18 protein-coding genes are annotated in these 14,612 nt (G+C 41.7%); 13 read left to right on the forward strand and 5 right to left on the reverse strand.

The window, feature by feature from the left end:
- Nucleotides 1-156 precede the first annotated feature (156 nt).
- From H6G08_RS37525 to H6G08_RS16315, 4 genes are all read left to right on the forward strand, one after another.
- Nucleotides 157-1,125, forward strand: coding sequence for a DUF6745 domain-containing protein (locus tag H6G08_RS37525; protein ID WP_190544630.1), 969 nt, complete (start codon nt 157-159; stop codon nt 1,123-1,125).
- A 48-nt stretch (nt 1,126-1,173) separates the two neighbouring features.
- Nucleotides 1,174-1,677 carry a GNAT family N-acetyltransferase gene (locus H6G08_RS16305; RefSeq protein WP_190544633.1) on the forward strand — a complete coding sequence of 168 codons (504 nt, stop codon included), beginning with the start codon at nt 1,174-1,176 and terminating at the stop codon, nt 1,675-1,677.
- A 38-nt stretch (nt 1,678-1,715) separates the two neighbouring features.
- Nucleotides 1,716-2,387 (forward strand): ComF family protein, encoded by a 672-nt coding sequence (locus tag H6G08_RS16310; protein ID WP_190544635.1) that lies wholly within the window; start codon nt 1,716-1,718, stop codon nt 2,385-2,387.
- A gap of 83 nt (nt 2,388-2,470) precedes the next feature.
- Nucleotides 2,471-2,932: a PPC domain-containing protein gene (locus H6G08_RS16315; protein WP_190544857.1), complete on the forward strand. Its 462-nt coding sequence runs from the start codon at nt 2,471-2,473 to the stop codon at nt 2,930-2,932.
- Nucleotides 2,933-3,012: 80 nt separating this feature from the next.
- Here H6G08_RS16315 and cobS read toward each other — a convergent pair whose 3' ends face one another.
- Complete coding sequence (gene cobS / locus H6G08_RS16320; protein ID WP_190544638.1) at nt 3,013-3,786, reverse strand: adenosylcobinamide-GDP ribazoletransferase; 774 nt, start codon at nt 3,784-3,786, stop codon at nt 3,013-3,015.
- A gap of 223 nt (nt 3,787-4,009) precedes the next feature.
- Here cobS and H6G08_RS16325 point away from each other — a divergent pair, with 223 nt between their 5' ends.
- The 5 genes from H6G08_RS16325 to psbM all read left to right on the forward strand — a co-directional run bounded on the left by H6G08_RS16325 (nt 4,010) and on the right by psbM (nt 6,814).
- Complete coding sequence (locus H6G08_RS16325; protein WP_096641836.1) at nt 4,010-4,462, forward strand: hypothetical protein; 453 nt, start codon at nt 4,010-4,012, stop codon at nt 4,460-4,462.
- A gap of 202 nt (nt 4,463-4,664) precedes the next feature.
- Nucleotides 4,665-5,768: a tRNA guanosine(34) transglycosylase Tgt gene (tgt, locus tag H6G08_RS16330; protein WP_190544641.1), complete on the forward strand. Its 1,104-nt coding sequence runs from the start codon at nt 4,665-4,667 to the stop codon at nt 5,766-5,768.
- A 190-nt stretch (nt 5,769-5,958) separates the two neighbouring features.
- A complete protein-coding gene (locus tag H6G08_RS16335; protein WP_006195022.1) occupies nt 5,959-6,096 on the forward strand; it encodes a photosystem II reaction center protein K in 138 nt (45 codons plus the stop codon).
- Between the two features lie 183 nt (nt 6,097-6,279).
- Nucleotides 6,280-6,576, forward strand: a complete 297-nt coding sequence (locus H6G08_RS16340; protein WP_096641834.1) for a 2Fe-2S iron-sulfur cluster-binding protein — start codon at nt 6,280-6,282, stop codon at nt 6,574-6,576.
- Nucleotides 6,577-6,697: 121 nt separating this feature from the next.
- A complete protein-coding gene (psbM, locus tag H6G08_RS16345) occupies nt 6,698-6,814 on the forward strand; it encodes a photosystem II reaction center protein PsbM (RefSeq protein ID WP_096604004.1) in 117 nt (38 codons plus the stop codon).
- A gap of 78 nt (nt 6,815-6,892) precedes the next feature.
- On the opposite strand, the gene H6G08_RS16350 is transcribed toward psbM, so the two are convergent.
- Nucleotides 6,893-7,744, reverse strand: coding sequence for a universal stress protein (locus H6G08_RS16350; protein WP_190544860.1), 852 nt, complete (start codon nt 7,742-7,744; stop codon nt 6,893-6,895).
- Nucleotides 7,745-8,797: 1,053 nt separating this feature from the next.
- Between H6G08_RS16350 and H6G08_RS16355 the strand changes: the two genes are divergently transcribed.
- The 4 genes from H6G08_RS16355 to H6G08_RS16370 all read left to right on the forward strand — a co-directional run bounded on the left by H6G08_RS16355 (nt 8,798) and on the right by H6G08_RS16370 (nt 12,188).
- Nucleotides 8,798-9,556: a DsbA family protein gene (locus H6G08_RS16355; protein WP_190544644.1), complete on the forward strand. Its 759-nt coding sequence runs from the start codon at nt 8,798-8,800 to the stop codon at nt 9,554-9,556.
- A gap of 347 nt (nt 9,557-9,903) precedes the next feature.
- Nucleotides 9,904-10,611: a CAP domain-containing protein gene (locus H6G08_RS16360; protein WP_190544647.1), complete on the forward strand. Its 708-nt coding sequence runs from the start codon at nt 9,904-9,906 to the stop codon at nt 10,609-10,611.
- A gap of 117 nt (nt 10,612-10,728) precedes the next feature.
- A complete protein-coding gene (locus H6G08_RS16365; RefSeq protein ID WP_190544651.1) occupies nt 10,729-11,301 on the forward strand; it encodes a CAP domain-containing protein in 573 nt (190 codons plus the stop codon).
- A gap of 44 nt (nt 11,302-11,345) precedes the next feature.
- Nucleotides 11,346-12,188, forward strand: a complete 843-nt coding sequence (locus H6G08_RS16370; protein ID WP_190544863.1) for an alpha/beta fold hydrolase — start codon at nt 11,346-11,348, stop codon at nt 12,186-12,188.
- A 327-nt stretch (nt 12,189-12,515) separates the two neighbouring features.
- Here the strand turns inward: H6G08_RS16370 and H6G08_RS16375 are convergent, their stop codons facing one another.
- The 3 genes from H6G08_RS16375 to H6G08_RS16385 form a co-directional block, all read right to left on the reverse strand.
- Nucleotides 12,516-12,818, reverse strand: a complete 303-nt coding sequence (locus tag H6G08_RS16375; protein WP_190544654.1) for a DUF1816 domain-containing protein — start codon at nt 12,816-12,818, stop codon at nt 12,516-12,518.
- A 96-nt stretch (nt 12,819-12,914) separates the two neighbouring features.
- Nucleotides 12,915-13,979: a 23S rRNA (guanosine(2251)-2'-O)-methyltransferase RlmB gene (gene rlmB / locus H6G08_RS16380; RefSeq protein WP_190544657.1), complete on the reverse strand. Its 1,065-nt coding sequence runs from the start codon at nt 13,977-13,979 to the stop codon at nt 12,915-12,917.
- Between the two features lie 98 nt (nt 13,980-14,077).
- Nucleotides 14,078-14,557, reverse strand: coding sequence for a Mini-ribonuclease 3 (locus H6G08_RS16385; protein WP_190544661.1), 480 nt, complete (start codon nt 14,555-14,557; stop codon nt 14,078-14,080).
- Between the last annotated feature and the right edge of the window lie 55 nt (nt 14,558-14,612).

Here is a 14,612-nt window from a genome sequence, read left to right on the forward strand (position 1 = left end):
GTTATTACCCGAAACTTCAGAAACCTTTATCTACCTTGCTATGATCCGTATTATGGTGAGGCGGCTAGCATAAAATTTGACCCCTAAAAACTTTTCAAACACCCTCTAACTAAATTTACTACCGATGCAACCAGACAAATAATTGACAATACATACTTGTCATCTATTTGGAAACAGTACTATTCATATTTCACTGTACCAATTGATAGAGAAAAAGCTGCATCAGCTATCAAATCAACCTATGCAGTTCTTGGGCTTCAAGAACCAGAAGTGATTTTTTATCCAGACCCTTATATAATTAGGAATAAACTGGATGAATTTAACGCTAACAAGCAACCTCTATGGGGAAAACCATTAGTATACGAAATATATAAATTTTGTGAAAATATCTGTAACAGATTAAGTTCTGGGTTGCAAGATTTTCTATACAATGAAATTGCTAATAAATTACCATTATTACAGGAATTCAATACAGACTTCGATCCAAAATGGGAATCAGATTATATTACTCCCAGCGAAATGCTAATAATGATTAGCAGGGGGCAAATATCGATGAGTAAATTTAATTATGTACTAGATGATAAAGAAAAAGAGGCTTGGCAATGCCTAAATCAACTATTTGAAAATTGCGGCTGGATATTTCCCGGTGAAAAAGTCTGTGCATTGTGCGATCGCCCCCGTAAAATATCTCTAGATACGGAGAACCGCTTACACGCAGAAGGCGAACCAGCCATTGAATTTGCTGATAGCGGGCATCCTGGATACTATTATCACGGAGTGAAACTACCAGAGAAATACGGCAAACTTCACCCCCAGCAATGGGAAGCACAATGGCTTTTACAAGAAGACAATGCTGAACTTAGACGCATATTAATTCAAGGTATAGGCTACGATCGCATTTGTGAGCAACTACAAGCACAAGTCATCGATTCTTGGCAAGAATACACCCTACTTCGCATTGATGCTGATGTTGATGTCGAGCCAATTCATCTTTTAAAAATGACTTGCCCTAGTACGGCAAAAATTCATACATTAAGAGTACCGCCTTTGATCAACTCTGCCAGAGTTGCGATTCGTTGGGTAAATTGGGATATAGATCCAGAAGAATTTTCTGTGCAAACTTGACTCTCTTTTTGCTCCCATTCAAAATTAAAAATTATTGAAAATTTTCCGATGAGAGATTATTATCGAGACTTTTTGATTCGTAACTGGGAGCAGAGCGATCGCACTAGCACTGCCGCAGTTATCAGTTATGTATTATCAGAATACGGTTTGGGCTGGGAACCAAACGGAGCCGATCGCGATGTGGTACAAGTTGAAGAATGCTACTTAGCCACAGGCGGCGAGTTTTGGGTAATTGAACACCAAGGGCAACTAGTAGGAACCGGGGCATACTATCCGGTAAATCGCGGTGAAAAAGCCGTAGAGATAAGGAAAATGTATTTATTACCCAGCATTAGAGGTATAGGATTAGGGAAATATTTGTTACAACAACTAGAAGAAGCGATCGCCGCCCGTGGCTTCCAGCAAATTTGGATAGAAACCGCCAGCGTTTTAGTAGAAGCAGTCAAACTCTACGAAAGCAACGGCTATCAACCAGCCACAGGAGTAGAAACCCCAAGGTGCGATCGCGTTTATGTTAAATACCTCAATCAATCGCCAAGGGTTGACGGTTGACGGTTGACTGTTGACTCATACCCAATGCCCCATGCCCAATGCCCCATGCCCTAATTAAAGAATTACTTAATCTTTTTCTCCAGCCCCATTGTCCTTTGTGTCAACGCAGTACTTCTCGCCATCTGTGTGAATACTGTGAAAGACAGCTGCAACAATGTCGCATTCAAGACCCGCAAAGGTTTTGGCAACAACCTATACCCGTGTTTAGCTGGGGGGTTTATGGTGGTGCTTTAAAAAGAGCGATCGCTGTGATGAAATATGAAAATCAACCACAAATTGCTAAACCTTTAGGTCAGTGGTTAGGTGAAACATGGTTATTAAATTCGCCAATTCTTCATCAAAATTTAATAGTTGTACCTATACCACTTCACCCCAGTAAACAAAAAATCCGAGGATACAATCAAGCCGCACTCATCGGTCAAAGCTTTTCTCAAACAGCTGGGTTAAAATTCAAACTAAATGGTCTAGAAAGAGTTAGAGAAACTAAAGCGCAATTTGGTTTATCGGCATCTGAACGCGAAAAAAACTTGGCAGCAGCTTTTGCTGTTGGGCAAGAATTTCGCCGCAATCCTCCCACTGTACCAGTGTTGTTAGTAGATGATATTTACACTACGGGTGCTACCGTCGCAGCTGCGGTGCAAACACTCCGTGAGTGGCAAATTCCGATTGTAGGTTTGGTAGCCCTGGCTACCGCCATCAAAAATCAATAACTCAACAACGCCAGGGAAAACTATTCTGCTAAATAACTCTAGAATTGACCATATTATCCTGTTTTTATGGAAATTTTACTTTGATGATCGGTAAAGCTTTTGTAGCGGGTTTGCAACGGGTAATTATTCTTCCTGCCACCTTATTGGCAATGAGCATCAGTACAAATGCTGCCTTGGCTCAAAATAAGTTATACAGTCCAATTCCTTTAACTACCAGCAGTTCTGAATTTTCAGATACGCTCTCAGATAAAGATATTCCCACAGGTCAGGGCGGATACGCTCGCGATTACGCCGTTAAGCTCAATAAAGGCGATAATTTAGCCGTCGATTTGTCATCAGATAACTTTGACTGCATTATTACCCTACTTTCGCCCAATGGTGCAACCTTAGCCGAAAATGATGACGGCCCTGATGGCAGCAGTAATTCCCTATTGTTTACCCGCATAGCAGAAACAGGAACTTATATAATTCGCGTCCGTTCTTTCGGAGAAACTGGCGTTGGTAACTTTAAATTAAAAGTCACAAAGCTACAGCCGATTAAGTGATGTTGGGCATGGGGCATGGGGCATTGGGCATAGCTATTTCTCCTGTGCTTCGTCTGCCCCTCTGCTTGTTCTGATTTCTTTCAAAAAGGAGTGAGAATGCAAAGAAATAGGGCTTCAGTCCATTCTACGACTGCGCCATAGGTGTCCCCAGTGTGACCACCTAATTTGTGGTTAAACCAGGCACTAGTGGCAGTAGCGATCGCTATTCCCGCAACTACCATTACTAATGCCAAAAATCTCTGCTGGTTATATAGTAAAAAAAGTAATCCACTGATGCTAATCAGTAACAACAGTCCCGGTAGCAAATCTTTATAAGATTGAATGGCTTGTTTGTGAATTGCGCCTTTACCGGTTGGTTTAAGATAAGGATAACAAGCGATCGCTAGCTGTTGTCCCCAGCGTCCCCAACCACAAGCAGCCATCAAAATTAACCAACGGTTTGTTTCTATCTCTGTTAAGGCTGTTGTTTTTAGCAATAATAGAGCGATCGCAGCCATTGCGCCAAATGCACCCGTAGCACTATCTGCCATCACCTCTAGCCTTCTTTCTGGGTCACCTACCGCCAAACCGTCAGCAGTATCCATTGCTCCATCTAAATGCAGCCCTCCAGTAATGGCGATACCCATACTGACTACTAAGGCGCTACGAGTTAATATTGGTATACCCAAATAACTCATCCCGATATCACATAATCCTAAAATTCCCCCAATCAACAGCCCAATTAGTGGAGCCATCCGGGCAACTTGTCCAAATACCAACCCGTTGACAATTGGCAACGGAATCACAGTATAAAATATTACAGCAGCTACCAAATCAAGCAGCAGCTTTTTCCCAAAACGAAGCTGGTCAGTCATAGAATTTACGGGATGAGGGGCTAGGGGCTAGAGGCTACGGATTAGAAAGCAATTGTACAGACAAGGGTTCATCGCGTCTCTGACCAATAACCAATGACAAAATTTAGTTTGTTGGACGATCGCTCACGAAAGTTGATATTTTTTAAATGTAGGGAGTAAACAGACAGTTGACCTCAAAGTATTGCGCTGTTGCACCTCACTTACGCTCATACCCCATTTCCTTATGAGTCACCATCTACCCGACACCAAGATACCAGCTCCGTGCATTATTAACACGGGCATTATTGTGAATAAGCTCGACATCCGGCGATTGTTGGCTGACTTAGGTCGAGTCCACTACATCTACACCCAAGACGGACAATTACAAAGTGAGGGTGATGGGGATGTGATGGAAGTGTTTGCCAACCCGCAAAGGTCTACTTTAGTTGCTAACCATGCACTTTACCTGAATGTTCATAGTTTTGACTATTTGGAACTCAAACAGTCAGAGCAACAGGAACCCTACTTTGATTTAATCCAAGAAGGCATGTGTTTGCGGCTGATTCCCCTCTCAACGCCTTTACAAGAGCGCAGAGAGCGCAATTTGAATGTTAGCGCCATCGAAGCCATGATGGAGCAAGTACTCGCCGCCAGATGGGATGCGGAAATTGATGACGATACGACCGATTCATTTTAAATTATTTAGCTTGAAAATACTGTTGACTGTTGACGGTTGACAGTTGACTGGAAAGAGAAATTTTCAAGACTGTCTAGTTTACCAATCTTTCTAGATGAATTTTTCTTTATGCCTTTGTGCCTTTGTGGTGGAAAATAATCTTTTACCACAAAGACCCAAGGGCATACAATCTTTAAATTAACGAAATCATATTAATTTTGCCTTGAGCGCTAATTTTTCTTTTCAATGTCTTGCTTGCTGTAGTAAGACAAAAGCTAGGGCTGGCGTATTTTTCACCCCTCACGGCCCTGTGGAAACCCCTAGATTTATGCCGGTGGGGACACTAGCAAATGTAAAAACTGTGACTCCAGCCCAACTTAAGGATACTGGGGCACAGATGGTATTGTCGAATACTTACCATCTCCACCTCCAACCAGGGGAAGGAATTGTTGCGGGCGGTGGGGGACTTCATAAATTCATGGGTTGGAACGGGCCGATGCTCACAGATTCCGGTGGGTTTCAGGTCTTTAGTTTGAGCGAGATGCGCAAAATTACGGAAGAAGGCGTAACTTTTCGTTCTCCCCATGATGGACAAATCATTAAATTAACGCCAGAACGCTCAATTGAGATTCAAAATACTCTAGGGGCGGATGTGATTATGGCCTTTGATGAATGTCCGCCATACCCAGCGACTCGCCAAGAAGTAGAAGCGGCTACTGAACGTACCTATCGCTGGCTAGAACGCTGTATAGCAGCCCATAAACGCAGCGATCAGGCGCTATTTGGAATTGTCCAAGGTGGGGTGTATTTAGATTTGCGATCGCAAGCAGCTTTAGCTTTAGCTGAGTTAGATTTACCAGGATATGCAATAGGCGGTGTCAGTGTCGGCGAACCGCCAGAACTAGTGGCGCAGATTGTCCAAAACACTGCACCATTATTACCACCAGAAAAGCCTCGTTATTTGATGGGTGTGGGTACATATAAAGAAATGGCGATCGCGATCGCCTCTGGTGTCGATGTATTTGATTGCGTCATTCCCACCCGTTGGGCGAGACATGGTACAGCAATAGTTCAAGGCGAACGCTGGAATTTAAAGAATGCTAAATTTCGTGAAGATTTTGCACCATTAGATGAAACTTGTACATGCTACGCTTGCCAAAACTTTAGCCGTGCTTACATATCTCATTTAGTGCGATCGCAAGAAATTTTAGCCTATACCTTATTGAGCATTCACAACATCACAGAACTCATACGCTTTACCCAACGTATCCGTGAAGCTATATTAAGCGATCGCTTCGCCACAGAATTTGCTCACTGGCTAGATTGAGTAGAAACAAGGAGGATAAGGGGGACAAGGGGGACAAGGGGGACAAGGAAGACAAGGAGGAAACAAATGACTAATGACTAATGACTAATGACTATTGACCATTGACCATTGACAACTGACCAATGACCAAAGCATGTTAAGATACCTATCAATTATGAAAGCTGTGTTGGATAGGTGGATTTAAACGAATATGGAAGCAGCACTGTTGTTAGCAAAATTGCCGGAAGCATACCAAATTTTTGATCCTTTGGTAGATGTTCTCCCAGTTATTCCCGTTTTCTTCTTGTTACTTGCTTTCGTTTGGCAAGCAGCAGTTGGATTTAGGTAAGTTAATTAAGTTTTCATCTCTGGGACAGGTTGAAAATACCTGTCCTATTTTTTGGTGAGATTAATTTTGCAAAACTTGATATTTCTTAATAATATGTAATCTTTTAATATAGACTTAAGTTAGTATATCAAGCCTGGTTAAAAAAATATCCAAGCCACGCTGCAAGATTCTCAGGTATTAGTTATGGGTAATATCAAATTTGTTAAAGAAGATAAAGAAGTAATAGCGGCGGATGGTGCTAATCTCCGGCTGAAAGCCATGCAAAATGGCATTGATATCTATACATTGTTCGGCAAAATGACAAATTGCGGCGGCTATGGACAATGTGGTACTTGCATAGTCGAAATTACAGAAGGATTGGAGAATCTTTCCCCCCGTACAGATGTAGAAAACCGCAAATTAAAGAAAAAACCTGCAAATTACCGCCTAGCCTGTCAAACTCTCGTTAACGGGCCTGTCAGCGTCGTGACTAAGCCTTAGCCGGGGAAATCCATTTCCTATTTGTAAGCATTTGCCGCATCAGAAAATTTGGGCAAACTCTGTCATCGATGATGCTATTCTAATGTTGTTGACCGGAAAATCTAGGAGAGGCTTTCTTGCCATGCAAGTTAATGACCTGGGGTTTGTAGCGAGCATTCTGTTCGTACTAGTTCCCTCTGTATTTTTGATAGTTCTTTACATTCAGACTGCTAGCCGCGAAGGTAAAAAAGATAGCTAAAACCTTTTTTAAAATAAAGAACCCCTACACCAATGGTGCAGGGGTTTTTGTTTATCAACCGCTAAATCTATTTAGCTGTTAACTAGTGGTTCGTGCCAACAGTACAGGACAAGTAGCATTGACGCGAACATAGTCAGATAAAGAAGAGCCAATGAGCCTATCTATATCGACAAAACTCTTAGCTACCGATGGACGACGATCGGGAGATCCCAGTAATAATAAATCTACGCTCAACTCTTCTGCTAAACGACAGATTTCTTCACCTGGTTTACCCGAACTGCTGAAACAGCGTGCTTTTACCCCTTGTCTGGTAGCTTCTGCAACAGCTGCGGCTAAAACGGGATTTTTATCTGGGGTAACTTCGTTAAGTTCAGAAGATTTACCACGTAAATCTGTATTCACATTTGCTAAGATTAGCTGACCGCCTTCGATACCACGCAATAGGAACAAAGCTAAACTCAAGCAGTGTTTTGCTGACTCAGAGTTATCCATTGCCACCATCACGCGGTTAATTCGTTTCACATAAATGTCATCTTTGACCAGCAACATAGGACGAGATGACAGTTGGAATACGTACTGGCTAACGGAATTAGATAAAATAGATTGTAGGCGTTTGAGTCCGCGTGAACCCATAATAATCAAGTCAGCATCAATTTCATCAGCTACCTGACAAACCACATCTTTGGGATCGCCTTGGCGCAAGATAGAAGAAACCTGGCTTGGATCTAAGTTCAAAGTTTGAATCGCATTCGCTAGAATTTTGCCACCTTCCTCCCACTTTTCGGTCATAGCGTTAGCAGTAGATTGAGAAGGAACTACATGCAATACTGTGACTTTTGCGCTTTTGATTGATGGCACTTCTTTCAACGCCTTGAGCATCTCTTCCGCATGTCCCAATCCAGACACAGCCAGCAAAATTTTATCTATCATCATACGTCTTGTTGTTAAGATTGCTTTGGTTTCTGCTCTTAGTGATTTGACTCAACTTGGCTTGGTTACAAGCTTGCTGAACTACCTAGTAAGTTTTTTGTACTCATTCCATCACAACCAAACGATCCACAGTATGATTTTTCGGGAACGAGAAGATGAACTTTACAGTTGGGATTGTGAAGGTGATTTGCACTTCACTGAAGTAAGTACTTAACTAGGCTCTAATGATTAAGCTTACTTTCAATTTAGCCTGAACAATTTACTAAAATATGATGGTATTTATTATTTTTAATCTATGTTTACTTTTGTTCATTAAAACAGAGTTAAGTATTGCAACGATGCTCTAAAAAAAGTAAATGAATTATATGTGAATCTAATATTTATGTATAAGCCGCAAATTAGCAGGATGCTTGCAATATTGGGGGTTAGAGATTTCTTATATTTAGATATTAAATAAGATTTGTATAGCATCTTTTATGCTATGTTCAGCATTTTGCAATAATTTTTGAGAATCATTAAGCTATTTTTTTAGAAATTTTTTGGGTTTAGTGTCAAAAAAATTTGCCAGATAAATCCCTAATTTTTTGTAAATACTGTATTTGTGCACTTGACTATTAATTGTCATCTGATAAATCACAACTGCAAATTATTTTCATTTTATTTTCATTTTCTTGTCGGCTCAAATATGCATAATTACGCTTAAATAGCGATCGCGCTGGCAAGCGATCGCTATTTAAGCGTATATACTGAAGAATTTTTCATTAATTAGCGTAAATTGTAACTAATATCCTCAAAGATAGAGTTCAAAACGAAATTCACAATCGAATTCCGGTATCAATCCCCGGTTTACCCTTTTAAAACCCATCCCCCCCTGTACGGGCGCGGTCTCCGCGCCCTTGTAATATAAATAATCTCCGCGCCCTTGTAATATAAATAATCTCCGCACCCAACCCCGTTAAATCATCGATTAAATGCAATTTAATTCCGAAAAGCGATCGCATTCACTCATCTAAGGCAATACTATGAGGATGTTTACTGAGCGAGTATTTTGATATGCGTCAATTGTTTCGGTATATGCGTACTTGGGTATTCATCAGCTTACTGTGTTTAGTTGTCAGCTGGTCACTTCCCGCACAAGCTGCTACTTCCTTCAGTCCCAAACTAGAACAGCAAGTATTACAAATCCTCCGCGAACACCCGGAGGTAATTATCGAATCTGTTCAAATATACCAGCAGCAACAGCAACAGCAACTAAAACAAGTACGCCAAGCATTTTTACAAGATTTAAAACTCAATCCTCAAACAGTAATTGGCGAATCTCCCACTACAGGCGCGAATCAGTCAAAGATTTTGCTAGTAGAATTTTCCGATTTTCAATGTCCCTACTGTAGTGAAGCCCATAAAACCTTAAAGCAGTTGTTAGCCAAGCATCAAAATGAAATTACACTAGTTTACAAACATTTACCTTTAATTTCTATTCACGATCAAGCACTACCCGCAGCGAAAGCAGCTTGGGCTGCTAGTCAACAAGGTAAATTTTGGGAATATCACGATGCTTTGTTTGCCAATCAAAAACAACTGGGCGAAGCATTATATATAGATACCGCCAAATCATTGCAGCTGGATCTGGAGAAATTTAAAAACGATGCTTTTGGTGCCAATAATCTGGCGGAAAAAGCCATAGCTAAAGATATTCTATTAGCGGATAATTTAGGCATTGATGGTACACCATTTTTTGTGATAAATAGCCAAAAGTTCTCTGGTGTAGTGCAGTTGTCAAATATCGAGAAAATATTAGCTGATGCTCAGTAAATGCAGACATTTAGCTAAAAATTTCTGAAAACAAAGGTACATAGAATATTTGAAAAATAGACACGGAGATCGGAATTTTCTCTGTGTCTATTTTGCGATCGCTCTGTCCCCTACAGGGTCTACTCACTCTTTACGTTTATGGTAATAAAGGTTACAACATACTTTGAGTGAGAATTGTAATAACGCAGAGGTTTAACGCCGGGTATTTGAGAGTTGTCTGTACTACTAGGCGTAACTCTGCGCTTTTTTTCTGAAAAAATCAGGTAAATCTACCGGAATTATACTGTTATTTAATGTATTTAAAATTCAGAAAGGTTCCCCGTATAAATAACTTAGTGAGATAATTTATGAATCGCTTTGGAATTTGGTTATTTTTGCCCCTAGCCCTGATAGCTAGCTGTTATCAACAATTAATACCCAATAACCAGTCTGTAGCACAATCGCCCCAGTCTCCAGTGGCAAAATCTAGCCCGACTCTGTTAGCCAAGGCGAGTTATCTTTCTCCATTAGAACAACAAGTAATTGTGGAGATGAACAAGGTACGGACAAATCCTAAATCCTACCTTCCCATCATAGAAAATTATCGCCAGCGCTTTCAAGGAAATAAAGTGAAAATTGGCCAGAATACTTATTTAGTGACTCAAGAAGGGGTAAAAGCAGTTGATGAAGCGATCGCATTTCTCAAGTCGGCTCGTCCTGTGGGAACATTAACAGCATCAAAAGGAATGTCTTTAGGGGCGAGAGATCATGTCAAAGACCAAGGCCCTAAAGGTACAACAGGTCATAATGGTAGCGATGGTAGTAACCCGGTGACTCGCATTAGTCGCTATGGTCAATGGCAAGTGACAGCAGGCGAAAATATTAGCTATGGCCCAAACACCGCCCAAGATATCGTTATGCAGTTAATTATCGATGATGGTGTACGCGATCGCGGTCATCGCACCAACATTTTTAATGGTGCTTTTAAAGTTGCGGGTGTGGCTTACGGCACTCACAAAAAATATAGAACTATTTGCGTGATTAATTACGCTGGTGGTTATCAAGAAAAATCATAATTTTTCACCAGGAATTCAGTAATTAATTTAGGAAAGCGTCTTTTCCTGTAGGGGAATTCATTTTGAATTTCCCGCAGGAGTTGGTGAGAGTTTTTTATTAATTCTAATTAATCAGTGATGCTATCAAGTTTAGAACAAGAAGTAATTATAGAAATGAACAAAGTGCGGACAAATCCCACTGCGTATCTCCCAGTTTTACAGAACTGGAAACAGCGTTTTCAAGGATTACAAGTCAAAATCGCTGAGGGGGTTTACTTGCTGACTCAAGAAGGCGTCACAGCAGTTGATGAAGCAATTTCCTTTCTTTCTTCAGTGCGTCCTGTAGCCGCTTTGAGTACATCTCAAGGAATGTCTTTAGCAGCAAAAGATCACGTACAAGACCAAGGAGTTACAGGGGCGATGGGTCACACTGGTAGTGATGGTAGCAATCCATTTACCCGCATGAATCGCTATGGTGAGTGGCAATTTACCGCAGGTGAAAATATTAGCTATGGTTCATATCTGGCTCAAGATATCATCATGCAATTAATTATTGATGATGGAGTACGCGATCGCGGTCATCGCCAAAATATTTTTAACTCTGCTTTTAAAGTCACCGGGGTGGCTTTTGGCGTTCACCCGAAATATAGACAAATGTGTGTCATCACCTACGCTGGCGGCTATCGAGAAAAATCGGTGTCACAATTATAAGCAAGATATCAATATTTGCTATGACACCAGGAGAACGGGGACTAATGGGCGATCGCCATAGTGCTAAAGCGGCAAAGTTAAATGTCTATATTCAAGGTCAAGGCTTCCCCATCCTGGCTTTACACGGCCATCCTGGTTCCGGTCGCAGTCTTTCTGTGTTTACAAATCACCTATCCCAGCGCTATCAAACTTTTGCTCCTGATTTGCGTGGCTATGGCAAAAGTCGCTTTCAGGGCAATTTTGACATGGAAGACCATATATATGACTTAGAAGCGCTTTTAGACCGCTTGGGAATTGAAAAATGTCTAGTACTAGGGTGGTCGCTGGGTGGGATTTTGGCGATGGAACTGGCGTTACGTTTACCACAACGGGTAACAGGGCTGATTTTAGTAGCGACAGCAGCCAGACCTCGTGGTAATCATCCCCCGATTACTTGGCAGGATAATCTCTATACTGGTGTAGCGGGAATCCTGAATTATATTAAACCAGGTTGGCGATGGAATATTGAAACTTTTGGCAAGCGATCGCTATTTCGTTACTTAATCCAACAACATACACCTACAGCTTATAGTTATCTTGCCAAAGATGCCGTCCCCGCTTATTTACAAACTTCTCCTGCGGCAACTCGTGCCCTTTATACTGCCATTCGCGCTGGCTACAACAGGCTAACAGACTTGGAGCAAATAGAATGCCCTAGCTTAGTACTTGCAGGTGCCCAAGACCGGCACATCACCGTTGATGCTAGTTTAGAAACAGCTCGTCACCTGAAAAACTGTCAGTGGGAATCTTACGCCAATACGGCTCACCTCTTTCCTTGGGAAATTCCCCAGCAGGTATTGAGAGACATTGACTACTGGCTGGAAGCAAATTCTTCAGAAATTCTCTAAGGGACTTCCAGAAAATAAATTATCCAATTTACTCAGATAATATTTGTATTCCTCCCCCTGCCCCCTGCTCCCTGCCCCCCTGCCTACGTAGCGATGGGATATTTTTTTAGTTGGAAGTCCCTAATGCTGATAGTAGCGGTTGGAATTATTGAAATTGAGCCGCCAGATTTCTTCAATCTGGCGTAGCTAATAATTCCCACCAGCAAATCTAAAAGCAAATTTGATTGGTTCTACCAGGAATTAGCAAGGCCAGGTGGTCTACTCTCAAAACTAGAGCAAGCAACTGGCTCCTCAATACTCAGCATTTGATAGTGAATGTTGCCTAAATTAAATCTGACCGCTAAAGGCAGGCGTTACTTTGCGGTCAATCCGTTCCCCCAGGTCTTCAGCAATTGTTAAAGAATCTGGTTTACAACGCTTGACAGTCACAGTAATTCCTTGTGCGCCTTCTGACTCCAAATCTTCTACATAACCCTTAATAGACAGATTGGCTTCGACAGAGTTAATAAAGGGGCCGAAGTAGTAAGTGCAACGAGGATTCTGTGTCACAATCTCTACCCACCAAGCCATGCCTAGATTATTGACTGTGCTAATCAGCTTTTCCTTGAGATCATCCCAAATGGTTTTCATGGTAGTTGCCAATTTATGAATGAGGTACTGGATATTAAACTGTTTTTTGCTTTTTGTTTTGCTTTACATTTCTTTATACTCTGTTATTCTGAAATTTCAAAGAGGTTTTGGTAATCTATCCAGGTAGTGTGTGTTGAGCAAGCGCTGGCGAGAAATTTCATAAAGCGCCATTCCTGCGGCTACAGAGGCATTCAGACTAGGGGTTTTACCCTGTAGGGGGATGGATACTAAAACATCGCAAGAGCGTTGTGTTAACATGCTGAGTCCTTCACCTTCTGAGCCAATCACTAAAACGATTGGGCCTCTGAAATTGACTGTGTGCAGGGGTTCACTACCGGTAGCTGCTGTGCCATAAATCCAAAAGCCAGCTTCCTTGAGTTCTTCCAAAGAACGGCTCAGATTTACTACACGAGCAACGGGGAAGTTTTCTAAAGCACCTGCTGCCACTTTTACCACAGTTGAAGTGATCCCGGAAGCCCTTCTTTGAGGAATAACTAATCCTTGCGCACCGATGGCTTCTGCTGTGCGAATAATTGCACCTAAATTATGGGGATCGGTAATCCCATCAGCAACGATAATTACAGGATCGCTGACAGATTTTGCTTTGGCAATTAAATCTGGTAACTCAATATAGCTATAGGGTGCGATTTGTGCAGCTATCCCTTGATGATTAGCACCGTGGGTGATTTGATCTAAGCGCTTAGGTTCTACTTCATCAATGACTGCACCATTATCTTTAGCTTGTAAAATCAAATGATGAAAGCGGGGATCGTAACGTAACCGAGAAGTAATCCAGATGCGGTTAAGCCCGCGTTGACTTTCTAAAGCACTTAAGACTGGATGACGGCCATAGATGATATCACTCTCTTCTGATGCTGGGTGTATATCTGTATTGGGATGAGGTAAGTGACGCTGCTGGTTACTTCTTATCGTTACGGGTTTAGCATCACCAGTTCTTACCGTTACGGGTTTAGCATCACCAGTTCTTACCGTTACGGGTTTAGCATCACCAGATTGATGATGACGCACGGGTTTAGCATCACCAGGACGGGACTTGCGAATGGGATTAGCGAGAACGCGCTTTTTACCTTTGACTTTCACAGGTAGGCCGCGATTAGGTTCGCCAGCAGTTTTGATTTTTCTGGGTTTATCTGATGACATAGAAGTATTTGCTATTACTTATAAGGTGGGCATACTGTTTACTAAACTTACCGAAGCTTACTCGGCCTAGATTTTGCTAGCGTGAGATTAACGGCCCACTATTTTTCTAGATGGAGTTTCTGTAACAGTTCGGTTAAGCGGGTAAAGTCTGTGAGATAAAGGTAGCCAATTAAAGTTTCTAGACTAGTTGCTTGCTGGTAAATTTCTGGATCAACCCGTTTAGAGCGTCCTGCGGCAGCATTACGACCCCGTCGGACAATATCTAATTCACTATCCCTCAGATGAGGTATTAGCGATCGCAAATGTAGCGCCTGTTGTTCTGCTCTTACCTGTGCCACTACCAGACGATGGTAAGTGTCTGGTCGCTGCAATGGCATTAGATAAAACATTCTAACATATAGCTCATAAATTGCATCTCCTACATATGCTAATGCAGCAGGAGAGATTTGTTGCACTTGTGAAACAGAAATTTGTTGGGGTAGTTGAAATTTGTTTGCCAAGAGCGATTCAGTCCAAAATGAATTCTGTGACACAGGTTCATCTTGTCCATCTAATAACTCTTCCTCCTTGGGCTTCACAAGTTAACTATTCCTTCTTGTGCTATATTTGGCAGCCATCATTGCTCTTGTGTTT

Source organism: Calothrix anomala FACHB-343 (assembly GCF_014696435.1).
Taxonomy (GTDB): domain Bacteria; phylum Cyanobacteriota; class Cyanobacteriia; order Cyanobacteriales; family Nostocaceae; genus Aulosira; species Aulosira anomala_A.